Raw genomic sequence first — 14,259 nt, forward strand, 5'->3', positions numbered from 1 at the left:
CGTCCCTCCGGGTTAAAGTGATATCACTTTGCTAGGCACTGTTCGTACGGTGCCGGGCCCGCCGCGCCCAGGCGTCGACGCAGCACAGAAACGGGGACCACGATGACCACCACCGCCCACACCCCCTCCGACAACACACCCGGCGACCTTCCCGACATGCCCGCCCCCCGCGTCACCGAGTTCGCGGCGCACAGCATCGCCGGCGGCCTGGCCCTCCTGCTCGGCCTGGTCGGCGTGCTGGTCGCCGCGGGCCTGATCGCCCTCGGCATCGGGGCCTCCTCCGCGAGCCTGACGGCCACTCTGGTCGTCGTCGGCATCCTGCTCTTCTGCGCCTCGGTCCTCGCCATGAGCGGGCTGAACATGGTCGCGCCGGGCGAGGCCCGCGTCGTCCAGCTCTTCGGACGCTACCGGGGCACCATCCGCACCGACGGCCTGCGCTGGGTGAACCCGTTCACCACCCGCCACAAGATCTCCACCCGCGTCCGCAACCACGAGACCGCGGTCCTGAAGGTCAACGACGCGTACGGCAACCCGATCGAGCTGGCCGCCGTCGTGGTGTGGAAGGTCGAGGACACCGCGCAGGCCTCCTTCGAGGTGGACAACTTCCTGGAGTTCGTCTCCACCCAGACCGAGGCGGCCGTACGGCACATCGCCATCGAGTACCCGTACGACTCCCACGACGAGGAGGGCCTCTCGCTGCGCGGCAACGCCGACGAGATCACCGAGAAGCTGGCGATCGAGCTGCACGCCCGCGTCGAGGCCGCCGGCGTCCACATCATCGAGTCCCGGTTCACCCACCTCGCGTACGCCCCGGAGATCGCCTCCGCGATGCTCCAGCGGCAGCAGGCGGGCGCGGTGGTCGCCGCCCGCAGGCTGATCGTGGACGGCGCGGTCGGCATGGTCGAGCAGGCGCTCGCCCGGATCTCCGAGCAGGACATCGTGGAGCTGGACGAGGAGCGCAAGGCGTCCATGGTCAGCAACCTGCTCGTGGTGCTGTGCGGCGACCGGGCCACCCAGCCGGTCATCAACACCGGGACGCTCTACCAGTGACCGAGGACATCACCGGGGATGCCGCCGGGGACGCCCCGGGGGACACCAGGGACGCCCCCGCCGGCGAGCCCGCGCCCAGGCCGCGGCGCGAGGCCCGCAAGCAGGTGCTGCTGCGGCTGGACCCCAAGGTGTACGACGCCCTGGCCCGCTGGGCGGCGGACGAACTGCGCAGCGCCAACGCGCAGATCGAGTTCCTGCTCCGCACCTCCCTCACCGAGGCGGGCAGGCTGCCCCGGCACACGGGTCCGATCCCGCGCCGGGGGCGTCCGCCGAAGAAGAATCCGGAACCCGAGGAGAAGTAGCAGGAAAGAGCAGGTGGGAGGCAGTTTCGACCGTCTCCCACCTGCTCTTCGCCCAGCTATGCACTGCGCGTATACGCAGCGTGTATAGTCCTGGGCATGTCCATCAGCCACACGCTGCTCGGCCTCCTGGAGGCCGGCCCCCGCCACGGTTACGACCTGAAGCGCACCTTCGACGAGAAGTTCGGGCACGACCGCCCCCTCGCCTACGGCCAGGTCTACGCGACGATGTCCCGCCTGCTGAAGAACGGCCTCGTCGAAGTCGACGGCACCGAGTCCGGCAACGGACCCGACCGCAAGACCTACGCCATCACCGACGCCGGGATCACCGACGTCGAACAGTGGCTCGCCGCCCCCGAGAAGCCCGAGCCCTACCTCCAGTCGACCCTCTACACCAAGGTCGTCCTGGCCCTGCTCACCGGCCGCCCCGCCGACCGGCTCCTGGACACCCAGCGCTCGGAGCACCTGCGGCTGATGCGCAACCTCACCGACCGCAAACGCCGCGGCGACCTCGCCGACCAGCTGATCTGCGACCACGCCCTGTTCCACCTCGAAGCCGACCTGCGCTGGCTGGAACTGACCGCCGCCCGCCTGGACCGCCTCGCCACGGAGGTACGCCGATGACCCCCGCCGGTTCCCTGCTCGCCGCCACCGGCCTGCACAAGACCTACGGCGCCACCGCCGCCCTCGACGACGCCTCCTTCTCCCTGCACCGCGGCGAGGTCGTCGCCGTCATGGGCCCCTCCGGCTCCGGCAAGTCCACCCTGCTGCACTGCCTGGCCGGCATCGTCACCCCCGACTCCGGCACCATCACCTACGACGGCCGAGAGCTCTCCGCCATGACCGACCGCGAGCGCAGCGCCCTGCGCCGCAGCGACTTCGGCTTCGTCTTCCAGTTCGGCCAGCTCGTCCCGGAACTCAGTTGCGTGGAGAACGTCGCCCTGCCGCTGCGCCTCAACGGCGCCAAGCGCAAGGACGCCGAGCGCACCGCGCTGGCCTGGATGGAACGCCTCGAAGTCGACACCATCGCCGCCCAGCGCCCCGGCGAGGTCTCCGGCGGCCAGGGCCAGCGCGTCGCCGTCGCCCGCGCCCTCGCCCCGGGCCCCCGGGTGATCTTCGCCGACGAGCCCACCGGCGCCCTGGACTCCCTCAACGGCGAACGCGTCATGGAACTCCTCACCGAGGCCGCCCGCTCCACCAACGCCGCCGTCGTCCTGGTCACCCACGAAGCCCGCGTCGCCGCCTACTCCGACCGCGAAGTCGTCGTGCGCGACGGGAAGTCCCGCGACCTGACCCTGGAGTTCACCGGATGAGCGCGCTCGACGACCTGCGGCTGGGCGCCCGGTTCGCCGTCAGCGGCGGCCGCGAGGGCTGGATCCGTACGATCCTGACGGCGGTCGGCGTCGGCCTCGGCGTGTCCCTGCTGCTGATCACCGCCGCCATCCCGAACGCGCTCGCCGCACGGGACGAACGGGGTTACGCACGGGGGGAGTTCGCCGGACGCACCGACACGGCCGGCCGGAACACGCTCCTGCTCGGCATCGCGCAGGCCGATTTCCGCGATCTCTCGATCCGGGGCAGGCTGGTGCAGGCCGAGGGTCCGGACGCTCCCGTGCCGCCCGGTCTGACCGCGCTGCCCGGGCCGGGCGAACTGGCCGTGTCCCCCGAGCTCAGGAAACTCCTGGACTCCGACGCGGGCGCGCTGCTGAGGGAGCGCCTGAAGGGCACCGTCACCGCCGTCATCAGCGACGAGGGCCTGCTCGGACCCCACGAGCTCTCCTACTTCCAGGGCACCGACCGGCTCGTCGCGGGCCGCGGCGAAGTCGTCCGGCTCGACGCCTTCGAGGGGGCGTCCCGGGAGGGCCTGGACTCCACCATGATGCTCCTGGTCCTGGTCGCCCTCGTGGTGCTGCTCGTCCCCGTCGCCGTGCTCATCGCGGCGGCCGTGCGTTTCGGCGGCGAGCGGCGCGACCGGCGGCTGGCCGCGCTGCGGCTGGTCGGCGCGGACGCCAGGTCCACCCGGTGGGTCGCGGCGGGCGAGACCTTCGTCGGCGCGCTGGGCGGACTCCTGCTGGGCGGCGGGCTGTTCTTCCTGGCCCGCTCCATGGCCCGGCTGATCACGCTGGAGAGCATCAGCGTCTTCCCGTCCGACCTGGTGCCCGCCCCCTGGCTGGTCCTGCTGATCTGCGGGGCGGTGCCCGCGTCGGCGGTCCTGGTGACGCTGCTCGCGCTGCGGGGCGTGGTCATCGAACCGCTCGGCGTGGTCCGCACCGCCAAGCCGGTGCGCCGCCGGCTCTGGTGGCGGCTGCTGCTGCCGGCGGCCGGGCTCGCCCTGCTGGTGCCGCAGATCCGCCGGGGCGACGCCGGAGGCAACTTCGACCAGTTCCCCGTCGTCGGCGGCACCGCGCTGCTGCTGATCGGCGTCACCGCGCTGCTGCCGTGGGTGGTCGAATCGGTCGTCTCGCACCTCGGCAGGGGACCGCTCTCCTGGCAACTCGCCATTCGGCGGCTCCAGTTGAGCAGTGGTACGGCCGCCAGGGCGGTCAACGGCATCGCCGTCGCGGTGGCCGGGGCGATCGCGCTCCAGATGCTGCTCGGCTCGGCGTCCGGCCGGTACACCACGGACACCAGCGCCGACAAGGCCCGCGCGGACGTCACCGTCGCCATCGACGCCGCCAGCCCCGCCGCCCCCCGGGCCGACCGGCTGGCGGAGCAGCTCGCCGGCATCCCGGGGGTGCGCGTCGCCCTGCGGCTCACCGACACCACCGTCGGTGACGCGCCCAAGGAGTCCCAGCGGATCAACAACGTGACGGTGGGCGACTGCCCGGCGCTGCGCCAGATCGCGGAACTGCCCTCCTGCCGGGACGGCGACGCCTTCCTGGCCGCGGGCGAGGGGACCGCCGGCATCACGCCGGGGAAGAGGTACTACCTCGATCCGGAGGAGGGCACCGGGCAGGGCCGTGCCGTGCCGTGGACCCTGCCCGCCGGCGCGGCGACCGTCCCGGTCAGGGCCGGCGGACTGCGCGACCAGTCGGCGGGCATCCTGGCCACCCCCGGCGCGATGCCGGCCGCGGCCGCCGCCGTCTCCAGCCACAGCATGTACCTCAAGGTCGACCCCGCGGCGGTGGACGCCACCGAGCACGCGCGCAACGCCCTCGCGGCCGCCGACCCGTTGATCCAGGTGTACGGCGTGGCGGCGGAGCGGGTCAACGACCGGTTCGACCAGATCCGGCGGGCCGTCCTCGCGGGCTCGACGTGCGTACTGCTGCTGATCGGAGCCAGCCTGCTCATCTCCCAACTGGAGCAACTGCGCGAACGGCGCAAGCTGTTGGCCGCGCTGGTCGCCTTCGGCACCCGGCGCACCACCCTGGGCTGGTCGGTGCTGTGGCAGTCCGCCCTGCCGGTCGGGCTGGGGCTGCTGCTCGCGGTCGCGGTCGGCTACGGGCTGGGCGCGGTGCTGCTGCTGATGACGGGGTTCCGGGTCGGGATCGACTGGAACGCCATCGGGGCGATGTCCGGCCTGGGCGCGGGAGTCGTCCTCCTCGTCACCCTGCTGAGCATGCCGGCGCTGTGGCGTCTGATGCGGCCGGAGGGCCTCCGCACGGAGTAGCCCCCCGGCCCCGGTCCTGCACCATCCGCACCGGCAGCCCCTCCAGCGCCCCGCGCAGCGCCTGCGCGAACTCGCCGAACTCCGCCGCCCGCGCCGCTCCCGCCCGCATGGCGAGGGCGATGCGGCGGGACGGGGCCGGGTCCGCGAAGTACCCCGTGACCAGGTCGGGGTTGCGGCCCGTCTCCACCTGCACGGCCGTCCGCGGCAGCAGCGTCACCCCGAGGCCGCCCGCCACCAACTGGACCAGGGTCGACAGGCCGGCGGCCGTCGTCGTCACCGGGCCCCCGTCCTCCCGCCCCGCCTCCCGGCACACGTCCAGCGCCTGGTCCCGCAGGCAGTGGCCCTCGTCCAGCAGCAACAGGTGCAGTTCCCGCAGCGCCTCCCGGGGGATGTCGTCCCGCCCGGCCAGCCAGTGCCGGTGCGGCATGACCAGGACGAAGTCCTCGTCGAAGAGCGGGAGTTCGGCCACCCCGGGCACCCCGAGCGGCACCGCCAGCAGGAGCAGGTCCAGGCGGCCCGCCGCGAGCCCCTCCACCAGCGAGGACGTCTGCTCCTCGTGGACCTGCAGGTCCAGCGCCGGATACGCGTCGTGCACCAGCCGCAGGACCGTCGGCAGCAGGTACGGCGCGACCGTCGGGATCACCCCGAGCCGCAGCACCCCCGTGAAGGGCGCCCGGGCCGCCTCCGCCTCCTCCAGCAGGTCGCCGACCGCCTCCAGCACCACCCGGGCCCGCACCGCCAGCCGCTCCCCCGCCGCCGAGAGCAGCACCTTGCGGGTCGTACGCTCGACGAGCTGGACCCCCAGGGTCTCCTCCAGCGCCGAGACCGCCCCCGAGAGGGCCGGCTGGCTCATGCCGAGCGCGCCCGCCGCGTCCCGGAAGTGCAGGTGCTCCGCGACCGCCACGAAAGCGCGCAACTGCGCCAGCGAGGGCTGTTTCCCCCTGTTTACTACGGCCACTGATAGCCACCTCCGATCGGTACGACCGAGTCTAGCTATTTCCGCTATCAATGCCCCCTGTGTCACTCTGGGGATCCGTCCACCCCCACCGGAAACCCCTGAAACGGGACTTTCCCTTTGTAGCAAGGAGCGCGCGTGCTCACTGTTGGTGACCAGTTCCCCACGTACGACCTCACCGCCTGTGTCTCCCTGGAGTCGGGCAAGGAGTTCGAGCAGATCAACCACAAGTCCTACGAGGGCAAGTGGCGCGTCGTCTTCGCGTGGCCCAAGGACTTCACCTTCGTCTGCCCGACCGAGATCGCCGCGTTCGGCAAGCTGAACGAGGAGTTCGCCGACCGCGACGCCCAGATCCTCGGCTTCTCCGGTGACTCCGAGTTCGTGCACCACGCCTGGCGCAAGGACCACCCGGACCTCACCGACCTGCCCTTCCCGATGCTGGCCGACTCGAAGCACGAGCTCATGCGTGACCTCGGCATCGAGGGCGAGGACGGCTTCGCCCAGCGCGCCGTCTTCATCGTCGACCCGAACAACGAGATCCAGTTCACGATGGTGACCGCCGGTTCCGTGGGCCGTAACCCGAAGGAGGTCCTCCGGGTCCTCGACGCGCTCCAGACGGACGAGCTGTGCCCGTGCAACTGGACCAAGGGCGAGAACACCCTGGACCCGGTCGCGCTGCTCTCGGGCGAGTAGAACCCGAAGCACCAGCCCGACCGCACGGACCACAGAACGGATTGATCTGACATGGCACTCGACGAACTGAAGTCCGCCGTCCCGGACTACGCCAAGGACCTGCGCCTGAACCTGGGCTCGGTCATCGGCAACAGCGACCTCCCGCAGCAGCAGCTCTGGGGCACCGTGCTGGCCTGCGCGATCGCCTCGCGCTCGCCGCGGGTGCTGCGCGAGCTGGAGCCCGAGGCGAAGGCGAACCTCTCCGCCGAGGCGTTCACGGCGGCCAAGTCCGCCGCCGCGATCATGGCGATGAACAACGTCTTCTACCGCACCCGCCACCTGCTCTCCGACCCGGAGTACGGGACGCTGCGCGCGGGCCTGCGGATGAACGTCATCGGCAACCCGGGTGTCGAGAAGGTCGACTTCGAGCTGTGGTCCCTCGCGGTCTCCGCGATCAACGGCTGCGGCCAGTGCCTGGACTCGCACGAGCAGGTCCTGCGCAAGGCGGACGTCTCCCGCGAGACCATCCAGGAGGCCGTGAAGATCGCCGCGGTCATCCAGGCGGTCGGCGTCACCCTCGACTCCGAGGCCGTCCTCGCGGAGTAGTGCGCGTTGCGCGAAAGGGGCCCACCGGCATGCGATGCCGGTGGGCCCCTTTCCGTACCGCCTCCGCCTACCTCTTGAGCTGCTCCATCAGCGACCGCATGTCCGCCGTCAGGACGTCCTGCCGCACCCCGGACAGGTCGGGCGCCCGCGACGGACCGTCGTCGGCCCCCTCCGGCGGCCGCACCGTGGGCCGCACATCCAGGGTCAGGACGACGCCGCCGTCCAGGACGGCCAGCCGGGCCCAGCCGAACCCGTCCGTCGCGCCGGAGCCGTAGTAGGCCCCATCGGCCGGTCCCCGTACCTCGCTGAGGGGCAGCTCGTCGGCCAGTCCGGGCGCGTGAAGCGGCGCACGCCTGCTGCGTACGGCGAACTCGGGGCCCGGGTCGGTCTTCCGGTGCTGCTCGACGGAGAGGGTCACCACGTCGACGACCGTGTCGCCGGGGCGCGCCCCGGCGCGGGGCCGCAGGCCGAGAGTGCACTCCAGGGTCACCAGCGCCGGGTCGTGGTGGAAGGACGCGGCGTCCGCGGGCGCGTTCCGGCCGCCGAACTCCGCGGCCAGGGCCGGGACCCGCAGGTCGTCACAGGCTCCGTGCTCCAGCCGGTACCCGCGCTGGTCCGGGCCCTGGCCCAGGACCAGGTGCACCCCGCCCGCCCACACCGCCGACGCGACGACCGCCCCGCCCAGCGCCCACACCCACGGCAGCCGGGCCAGTGCACGGAACCGCTCACCGGCGGCGGGCGGTTCCGGGCGCGGCCCGGCGTCCGGTCCGCCGACCAGCTCCGGCTCGGTGATCACGCGATGCCGTCGCCCTTGTCCTGGGTACGGTCCTCCGTCGCCCCGGGCCCCGGGGGGGCCGGCTCGCTTCCCGGCGCCGGGGTCGGCGCCACCGCGTGGGCGGTCGCGCCGTGCGGCCCGGGGGCGGCCCGCAGCGCGTTCTCCTTGGAGTAGGCGCGCAGGTAGCCGACCGCCGTGTTGAGGACGGCCACCAGCGGCACCGCCACCACCGCGCCGCCGATGCCGGCCATCAGACCGCCCGCGGCGACGGACAGCACCACCGCGAGCGGGTGGACGCGTACCGCGCGGCCCAGGATGAACGGCTGGAGGACGTGGCCCTCGATCTGCTGCACGGCCAGGACCACGATCAGCGCCATCAGCGCGACGAAGGGGCCCTGCACGACGAGTGCGACGACGCAGGCCAGCGCGCCCGAGATGACCGCGCCGACCAGCGGGATGAAGGCGAAGAGGAAGATCACGACGGCCAGCGGCACGGCCATCGGGACGTCGAGGAAGAAGAGGCCGAGCCCGATGAAGATGGCGTCGATCATGGCCACTATCACCGTGCCCCGCACATAGGCGGTGAGGGTGCGCCAGGCCCGCGGGCCCGCGCCCGCCATGCCGGGACGCGCCTGGGCGGGGACGAGCTTGAGCGTCCACTGCCAGACCTTCTTGCCGTCGTACAGCAGGAAGAGCGTGGAGAACATCGCGAGCAGCATGCCCGTCAGGAGCTCGACGACGACGGTGACGCCCTGGAGTCCGGCGGAGGTGATCTCCTGGACGTTGGTGCCGATGGCGTCGCTGAGGTTCTTGGAGATCTCGTTGATCTGCTTGTCGGTGACGTGGAAGGGGCTGTTGAGGAGCCAGTGGCGGAGGTCCTCGATGCCCTTCTGCACCTTCTCGGTGAGCTCCTGGGCGTTGTCCATGATCTGCCAGACCACGAACCAGCCGATGAGCCCCATGATGACGAAGCCGAGGACGGCGGTGAAGGCCGTGGCGAGCCCGCGCGGCAGGCCCAGTCCGCGCAGCCGCGAGACCGTCGGCTGGAGCAGCGCGGTGACCAGCAGGGAGCCCATGAAGGCGAAGGCGACCAGTTGCACCTGGACGATGATCTGGCCGAGCATCCAGATGACGGCGGCCAGGACCAGGATCCGCCAGGAGGCCTCGGCGGCGACCCGCAGGCCCCAGGGCACCGCGGCGGCGGGTTCGGGCTTGGCGGCCACCGCGGGGGCGTAGTCGGGGGGCGGGGGGACATGGTCGGGCACGTCGACCTCCGGAACGGCCACGGCGTCGGGGTCGGCGTGCGCGCGGGCGCGGCGCTCTTCCAGACGCTCTCCCATGTGGGTCAGCCGGGCGCCGAGCCCGCCGAGCCATCCTGGTGTCTTCGACATGATGTTTCCTCTTCCCCCCACGACTCCCCCCGGAGTTGGCGGACGACCGAACCGTACACGTGCGGAGCCCCCCACCGTAGGACGGTGGGGGGCTCCGCGGAGTTGAGTGCCCGGGGGGACGTGTACCCGGGTTCGGCGCTCCTAGTAGTAGTGGTTGTTCTGCCAGAACGACCAGGCCTCGCAGGGGCTGCCGTAACGGACGTTCATGTAGTTCAGACCCCACTTGATCTGCGTGGCGGGGTTGGTGCGCCAGTCGGGCGCGACCGAGGCCATCTTGGAGCCCGGGTTGGACTGGACCAGGCCGTAGGCGGCCGAGGTCGGGTTCTGCGCCTGGTAGTTCCAGGTGGACTCGCGGGTGACGATGTTGCTGAAGCACTGGAACTGGCCGGCCGGGACGATCTGGCGGGCCATCGCCTTGACCTCGGCGACGGTGTACGAGGACTTCTGCTCGAAGGAGACCTCGCCGGTGTCGCGGGAGGAGCGGTTCGCGACCTCTTCGACCTGCTCGCGCTCCTTCGCCTCCTTCTCCGCCTTCTCGGCCTTCTCCTTGGCGGCCTTCGCCTCGTCGGCCTTCTCCTTCTTGGCCTTGGCGTCGGCGGCGGCCTTGAGACGGGCGGACTGCTCGGCCTGCGTCTTGGCGGCTTCGTCGGCGGCGGCGGCCTGCACGTCCGCCTGCTGCGCCACGGCGGCGGAGGCGACCTGCGCCTGCTGGCCGACGGGGATGTCCGCGAGGAGAGTCGTGTCGGCGGCGGCTGCCTCGAAGTTGTTGTCGCTCGACGACTGCACGTCGCCCGATGCGACGCCCACGACGGCGCCGACTGTGGTGACTGCGGTGGCCGAGGCCACTGCGAATCCCCGAACCGAGATCCGGCTCACACGGTTTCCTTCCAGCAGCGTCCGGCCGGTGACCCTCGCGGACGCAATCGCACCCCTGGCGCTGTCCTCCCTACGTGCTGTGTCACGGGAGGCTCGGACCCGGTGGGCAACTCCCGGGGGAGTGCTCCGTGTTACTCGGGCGGCATACGGCGCTGTCTGTTGATTTGTGTGGTGTCGCACCTGTGGAGGTGCGGGTGTGCCGTATGCGGGGCCTGACGGAAGCAAGACTCTGCCGGAAGATCGGGCGGACAATCAATTCTTCGGTGCGTGTGAAAGGTCACATCGGTTTCGGGACGGCGGATTCGTGGAACCCCGGGCGCACGAAAGCGCCGTCCGGCTAGGATCACCCGCTTCCCGCGGGCTGTGCCGGACGGCGCCGTGCCGCCGCTCGATGCGACGGGTGGTCAGATCTGGCCGTCCTCCAGCATCTCGGTCACGAGGGCCGCGATCTGCGAGCGCTCGGAGCGGGTGAGCGTGACGTGGGCGAAGAGCGGATGCCCCTTCAGTTTCTCGACGACGGCGACCACTCCGTCGTACCGGCCGACCCTGAGGTTGTCGCGCTGCGCGACGTCATGGGTGAGCACGACCCGCGAGTTCGCCCCGATCCGGGACAGCACCGTCAGCAGGACGTTCCGCTCCAGCGACTGGGCCTCGTCCACGATCACGAACGCGTCGTGCAGCGACCGGCCCCGGATGTGGGTGAGCGGCAGCACCTCCAGCATCCCGCGGCCGAGCACCTCCTCGATGACCTCCTTGCCCGCGACGGCGGAGAGGGTGTCGAAGACGGCCTGCGCCCACGGCGACATCTTCTCGGACTCGGACCCCGGCAGGTAGCCGAGCTCCTGCCCGCCGACCGCGTACAGCGGCCGGAAGACCATCACCTTCTTGTGCTCCTGGCGTTCCAGGACGGCCTCCAGGCCCGCGCACAGGGCGAGCGCGGACTTGCCGGTGCCGGCCCGGCCGCCCAGCGAGACGATGCCGACCTCGGGGTCGAGCAATAGGTCCAGCGCGATCCGCTGCTCCGCGCTGCGCCCGTGGATGCCGAAGGCCCCCCTGTCTCCCCGTACGAGACGGACGTTGCCGTCGGCCGTGACCCGGCCCAGCGCCCTGCCGCGCTCCGACTGGAGCACCAGCCCCGTGTGGACGGGCAGGTCGGCGGCCTCGGGGACGTACACCCGCTCCTCGCTGAAGAGCAGGTCGACCTGGTCGGCCTCCAGGGTGAGTTCGGACATTCCGGTCCAGCCGGAGTCGGTGATGGCCAGCTCGGCGCGGTACTCCTCGGCGAGGAGGCCCACCGAGGAGGCCTTGATGCGCAGCGGCAGGTCCTTGGAGACGACCGTGACGTCGTACCCCTCGGCCTGGAGGTTGCGTGCGACGGCGAGAATCCGTGAGTCGTTGTCCCCCAGCCGGTAACCGGCGGGCAGGACGCCGGGGTCGGAGTGGTTGAGTTCGACCCGTACCGTCCCGCCGAGGTCCCCGATCGGGATCGGGGCGTCGAGGCGGCCGTGCCGGATGCGGTAGTCGTCGAGCAGGCGCAGGGCCTGCCGGGCGAAGTAGCCGAGTTCCGGATGGTGCCGCTTGGCCTCCAGTTCGGTGATGACCACGATCGGCAGCACGACTTCGTGCTCCTCGAAGCGGGTCATGGAGCTGGGGTCGGCCAGCAGGACGCTGGTGTCGAGAACGTAGGTGCGCCTGTCGGGAAGGCGGCGCTTAGAGCTGTTCACCACGGAAGGACGTACCCCCTCGTACTGAGGTTGGGGTGCGACGACGTCGCGGGCGGAGGGACCGGAGCCGGCCGCGATGCGCGGGCCGGTCGCCGGCCCTCCACGTCGCCTGCGCGTGAGGTGCGCGAGCGTCCTGGTGCAAAGGGCCTCCCGGGCGGGCGACATCCAGTCGCCCACTTCGGATTTCGGCGTCCGTGGACCGGACGCCGACCTGGAAGGGGTATTCCCTCGAACATGCGCCGCCATACCTGGCCGTGGCCGGGACGGATGACGCATGTCCGCTACGTCAGGGGGGTACGGGACGCGGTCAGGAACCGTAACGCCGGTGCCTGGCCGCGTAGTCGCGCAGGGCGCGCAGGAAGTCGACCTTGCGGAAGGCCGGCCAGAAGACCTCGCAGAAGTAGTACTCCGAATGGGCGCTCTGCCAGAGCATGAAACCGGACAACCGCTGCTCACCGCTGGTGCGGATGACCAGATCCGGGTCGGGCTGGCCGCGCGTGTAGAGGTGTTCGGAGATGTGCTCGACGTCGACGATCTCGGCGAGCTCCTCGAAGGAGGTGCCCTTCTCGGCGTGTTCGAGGAGCAGCGAGCGGACCGCGTCGGCGATCTCCTGGCGGCCGCCGTAGCCGACGGCGACGTTGACGAGTATCCCCTTGTTGCCCGACGTCGACTGCTCGGCCTCCTTGAGGACACCCTGCGTTCGCGCGGGAAGGATGTCCATGGTGCCGACGTGGTGGACGCGCCAGCGGCCGTCGGCGGCGAGGTCGCGCACCGCGCCCTCGATGATGGACAGCAGGGGGGTGAGTTCGGCCTCGGGGCGGTCCAGGTTCTCGGTGGAGAGCATCCAGAGGGTGACGACCTCGACATCGGTCTCCGCGCACCAGCCGAGGAGTTCCTGGATCTTGCTCGCGCCGGCCTTGTGGCCCTGCTCGGTGGTGCCGCCCGCCGCCTTCGCCCAGCGTCTGTTGCCGTCGAGGATGACGCCGATGTGCTTGGGCACCTGGGCGTGGTCGAGGCGGCCCTCCACCCGGCGTGCGTAGAGCCGATACACCAGGTCGCGCAGGTTCACAGCGGTTCCACCCTCTCGTGTTCCCCGGGGCCCGGAAGTCTGCGGTCTGCCGTGGTCCCGAGCGGGTCACATTACTGCGCACGGGCCACACCGGCCCAACCCGGTCTGTCACAAGTACGTACGTGATAGGGAGGGGAACCGTGACTGATGACTCCCCGCACTACCGCGCGTCCGACGACCGTTACGACACGATGGAGTACCGACGCTCGGGCCGCAGCGGCCTGAAGCTGCCGGCCGTCTCCCTCGGGCTGTGGCACAACTTCGGCGACGACCGCTCCCTCGACTCGCAGCGCGCGATCCTGCGCCGCGCCTTCGACCTCGGGGTGACCCACTTCGACCTGGCGAACAACTACGGTCCGCCGCCCGGCTCGGCCGAGTTGAACTTCGGCAAGATCTTCGCGCAGGACTTCGCCCCGTACCGCGACGAGCTGATCGTCTCCACCAAGGCGGGCTACGGGATGCACCCCGGCCCGTACGGCGAGTGGGGCTCGCGCAAGTACCTGCTGTCCTCGCTGGACGCGTCCCTGAACCGGATGGGCCTGGACTACGTCGACGTCTTCTACTCGCACCGCTTCGACCCGGACACCCCGCTGGAGGAGACGATGGGCGCACTGGCGTCCGCCGTCCAGCAGGGCAAGGCGCTGTACGTCGGCGTCTCCTCGTACACCAGCGAGCAGACCGCCGAAGCGGCCCGCCTGCTGCGGGAGATGGGGGTGCGCCCGCTCATCCACCAGCCGTCGTACTCGATGATCAACCGCTGGACGGAGGACGACGGCCTGCTGGACACCCTGGAGGAGGCGGGCATGGGCTGCATCTCCTTCGTGCCGCTCGCCCAGGGCCTGCTGACGAACAAGTACCTCAAGGGCATCCCGGAGGGCTCGCGCGCGACCCAGGGCAAGTCCCTCGACCCGGACCTGCTGAGCGAGGAGGTGGTGCGCCGGCTCAACGGGCTCAACGACATCGCCTCCCGGCGCGGCCAGTCGCTCGCCCAGCTCGCGCTCTCCTGGGTGCTGCGGGACGAGCGGATGACGTCGGCGCTCATCGGAGCGTCCAGCGTGAGGCAGCTGGAGGAGAACGTGGCGGCGCTCGGGGCTCCGAAGCTCACCGAGGCGGAGCTGAAGGAGATCGACTCCTTCGCCGTCTCGACCCCCGGCACGAACATCTGGGCCGGACGGGGCTGACGGGGCCACCGGGCTCCCCGGGGCCGCGGAGACAAAAAACGGGCCGGTCCG

14 protein-coding genes are annotated in these 14,259 nt (G+C 71.3%); 8 read left to right on the plus strand and 6 right to left on the minus strand.

Translation table 11 applies throughout. From position 1 onward, the window contains the following. The first annotated feature begins 102 nt into the window (after window positions 1-102). The 5 genes from ACIP93_RS06585 (at window position 103) to ACIP93_RS06605 (ending at window position 4,959) form a co-directional block, all read left to right on the plus strand. Window positions 103-1,050 carry an SPFH domain-containing protein gene (locus ACIP93_RS06585; protein ID WP_401756371.1) on the plus strand — a complete coding sequence of 316 codons (948 nt, stop codon included), beginning with the start codon at window positions 103-105 and terminating at the stop codon, window positions 1,048-1,050. Further along, window positions 1,047-1,352, plus strand: a complete 306-nt coding sequence (locus ACIP93_RS06590) for a hypothetical protein (RefSeq protein WP_401756373.1) — start codon at window positions 1,047-1,049, stop codon at window positions 1,350-1,352. The genes ACIP93_RS06585 and ACIP93_RS06590 overlap by 4 nt, the downstream gene beginning before the upstream one ends. A 96-nt stretch (window positions 1,353-1,448) precedes the next feature. Next, window positions 1,449-1,973, plus strand: coding sequence for a PadR family transcriptional regulator (locus ACIP93_RS06595; protein WP_345228663.1), 525 nt, complete (start codon window positions 1,449-1,451; stop codon window positions 1,971-1,973). Then, window positions 1,970-2,662, plus strand: a complete 693-nt coding sequence (locus ACIP93_RS06600; RefSeq protein WP_345228664.1) for an ABC transporter ATP-binding protein — start codon at window positions 1,970-1,972, stop codon at window positions 2,660-2,662. The genes ACIP93_RS06595 and ACIP93_RS06600 overlap by 4 nt, the downstream gene beginning before the upstream one ends. Then, window positions 2,659-4,959, plus strand: coding sequence for an ABC transporter permease (locus tag ACIP93_RS06605; RefSeq protein ID WP_401756377.1), 2,301 nt, complete (start codon window positions 2,659-2,661; stop codon window positions 4,957-4,959). The genes ACIP93_RS06600 and ACIP93_RS06605 overlap by 4 nt, the downstream gene beginning before the upstream one ends. Here ACIP93_RS06605 and ACIP93_RS06610 read toward each other — a convergent pair. Further along, the gene (locus ACIP93_RS06610) at window positions 4,895-5,917 is read right to left on the minus strand and encodes a LysR substrate-binding domain-containing protein (protein WP_401756380.1); all 1,023 of its coding nucleotides are present in this window, start codon (window positions 5,915-5,917) and stop codon (window positions 4,895-4,897) included. The two genes, ACIP93_RS06605 and ACIP93_RS06610, sit on opposite strands and share 65 nt — an antisense overlap. 135 nt (window positions 5,918-6,052) lie before the next feature. Between ACIP93_RS06610 and ACIP93_RS06615 the strand changes: the two genes are divergently transcribed. Together ACIP93_RS06615 and ACIP93_RS06620 are read left to right on the plus strand one after the other, a co-directional pair. Further along, on the plus strand, window positions 6,053-6,607 hold the full coding sequence (locus ACIP93_RS06615) for a peroxiredoxin (RefSeq protein ID WP_345228668.1): 555 nt from the start codon (window positions 6,053-6,055) through the stop codon (window positions 6,605-6,607). Between the two features lie 51 nt (window positions 6,608-6,658). After that, on the plus strand, window positions 6,659-7,192 hold the full coding sequence (locus ACIP93_RS06620) for an alkyl hydroperoxide reductase (protein WP_345228669.1): 534 nt from the start codon (window positions 6,659-6,661) through the stop codon (window positions 7,190-7,192). 67 nt (window positions 7,193-7,259) lie between these two features. Here ACIP93_RS06620 and ACIP93_RS06625 read toward each other — a convergent pair whose 3' ends face one another. The 5 genes from ACIP93_RS06625 to ACIP93_RS06645 all read right to left on the minus strand — a co-directional run bounded on the left by ACIP93_RS06625 (window position 7,260) and on the right by ACIP93_RS06645 (window position 13,027). Beyond that, on the minus strand, window positions 7,260-7,988 hold the full coding sequence (locus tag ACIP93_RS06625; protein ID WP_401756384.1) for a hypothetical protein: 729 nt from the start codon (window positions 7,986-7,988) through the stop codon (window positions 7,260-7,262). Next, entirely contained in the window at window positions 7,985-9,358 is a 1,374-nt protein-coding gene (locus ACIP93_RS06630; protein ID WP_401756387.1) for an AI-2E family transporter, read from the minus strand. The genes ACIP93_RS06625 and ACIP93_RS06630 overlap by 4 nt, the downstream gene beginning before the upstream one ends. Window positions 9,359-9,499: 141 nt before the next feature. Then, on the minus strand, window positions 9,500-10,252 hold the full coding sequence (locus ACIP93_RS06635; RefSeq protein ID WP_345229163.1) for a transglycosylase SLT domain-containing protein: 753 nt from the start codon (window positions 10,250-10,252) through the stop codon (window positions 9,500-9,502). 386 nt (window positions 10,253-10,638) lie between these two features. After that, window positions 10,639-11,961 (minus strand): PhoH family protein, encoded by a 1,323-nt coding sequence (locus ACIP93_RS06640; protein WP_401756390.1) that lies wholly within the window; start codon window positions 11,959-11,961, stop codon window positions 10,639-10,641. Window positions 11,962-12,265: 304 nt separating this feature from the next. Beyond that, on the minus strand, window positions 12,266-13,027 hold the full coding sequence (locus ACIP93_RS06645) for an isoprenyl transferase (RefSeq protein WP_189820801.1): 762 nt from the start codon (window positions 13,025-13,027) through the stop codon (window positions 12,266-12,268). A 140-nt stretch (window positions 13,028-13,167) separates the two neighbouring features. Between ACIP93_RS06645 and mgrA the strand changes: the two genes are divergently transcribed. Next, window positions 13,168-14,208, plus strand: a complete 1,041-nt coding sequence (gene mgrA / locus ACIP93_RS06650) for an L-glyceraldehyde 3-phosphate reductase (protein ID WP_345228674.1) — start codon at window positions 13,168-13,170, stop codon at window positions 14,206-14,208. The last annotated feature ends 51 nt before the right edge of the window (window positions 14,209-14,259 follow it).

This window comes from Streptomyces sp. NPDC088745, assembly GCF_044751045.1.
Lineage (GTDB): Bacteria > Actinomycetota > Actinomycetes > Streptomycetales > Streptomycetaceae > Streptomyces > Streptomyces cremeus.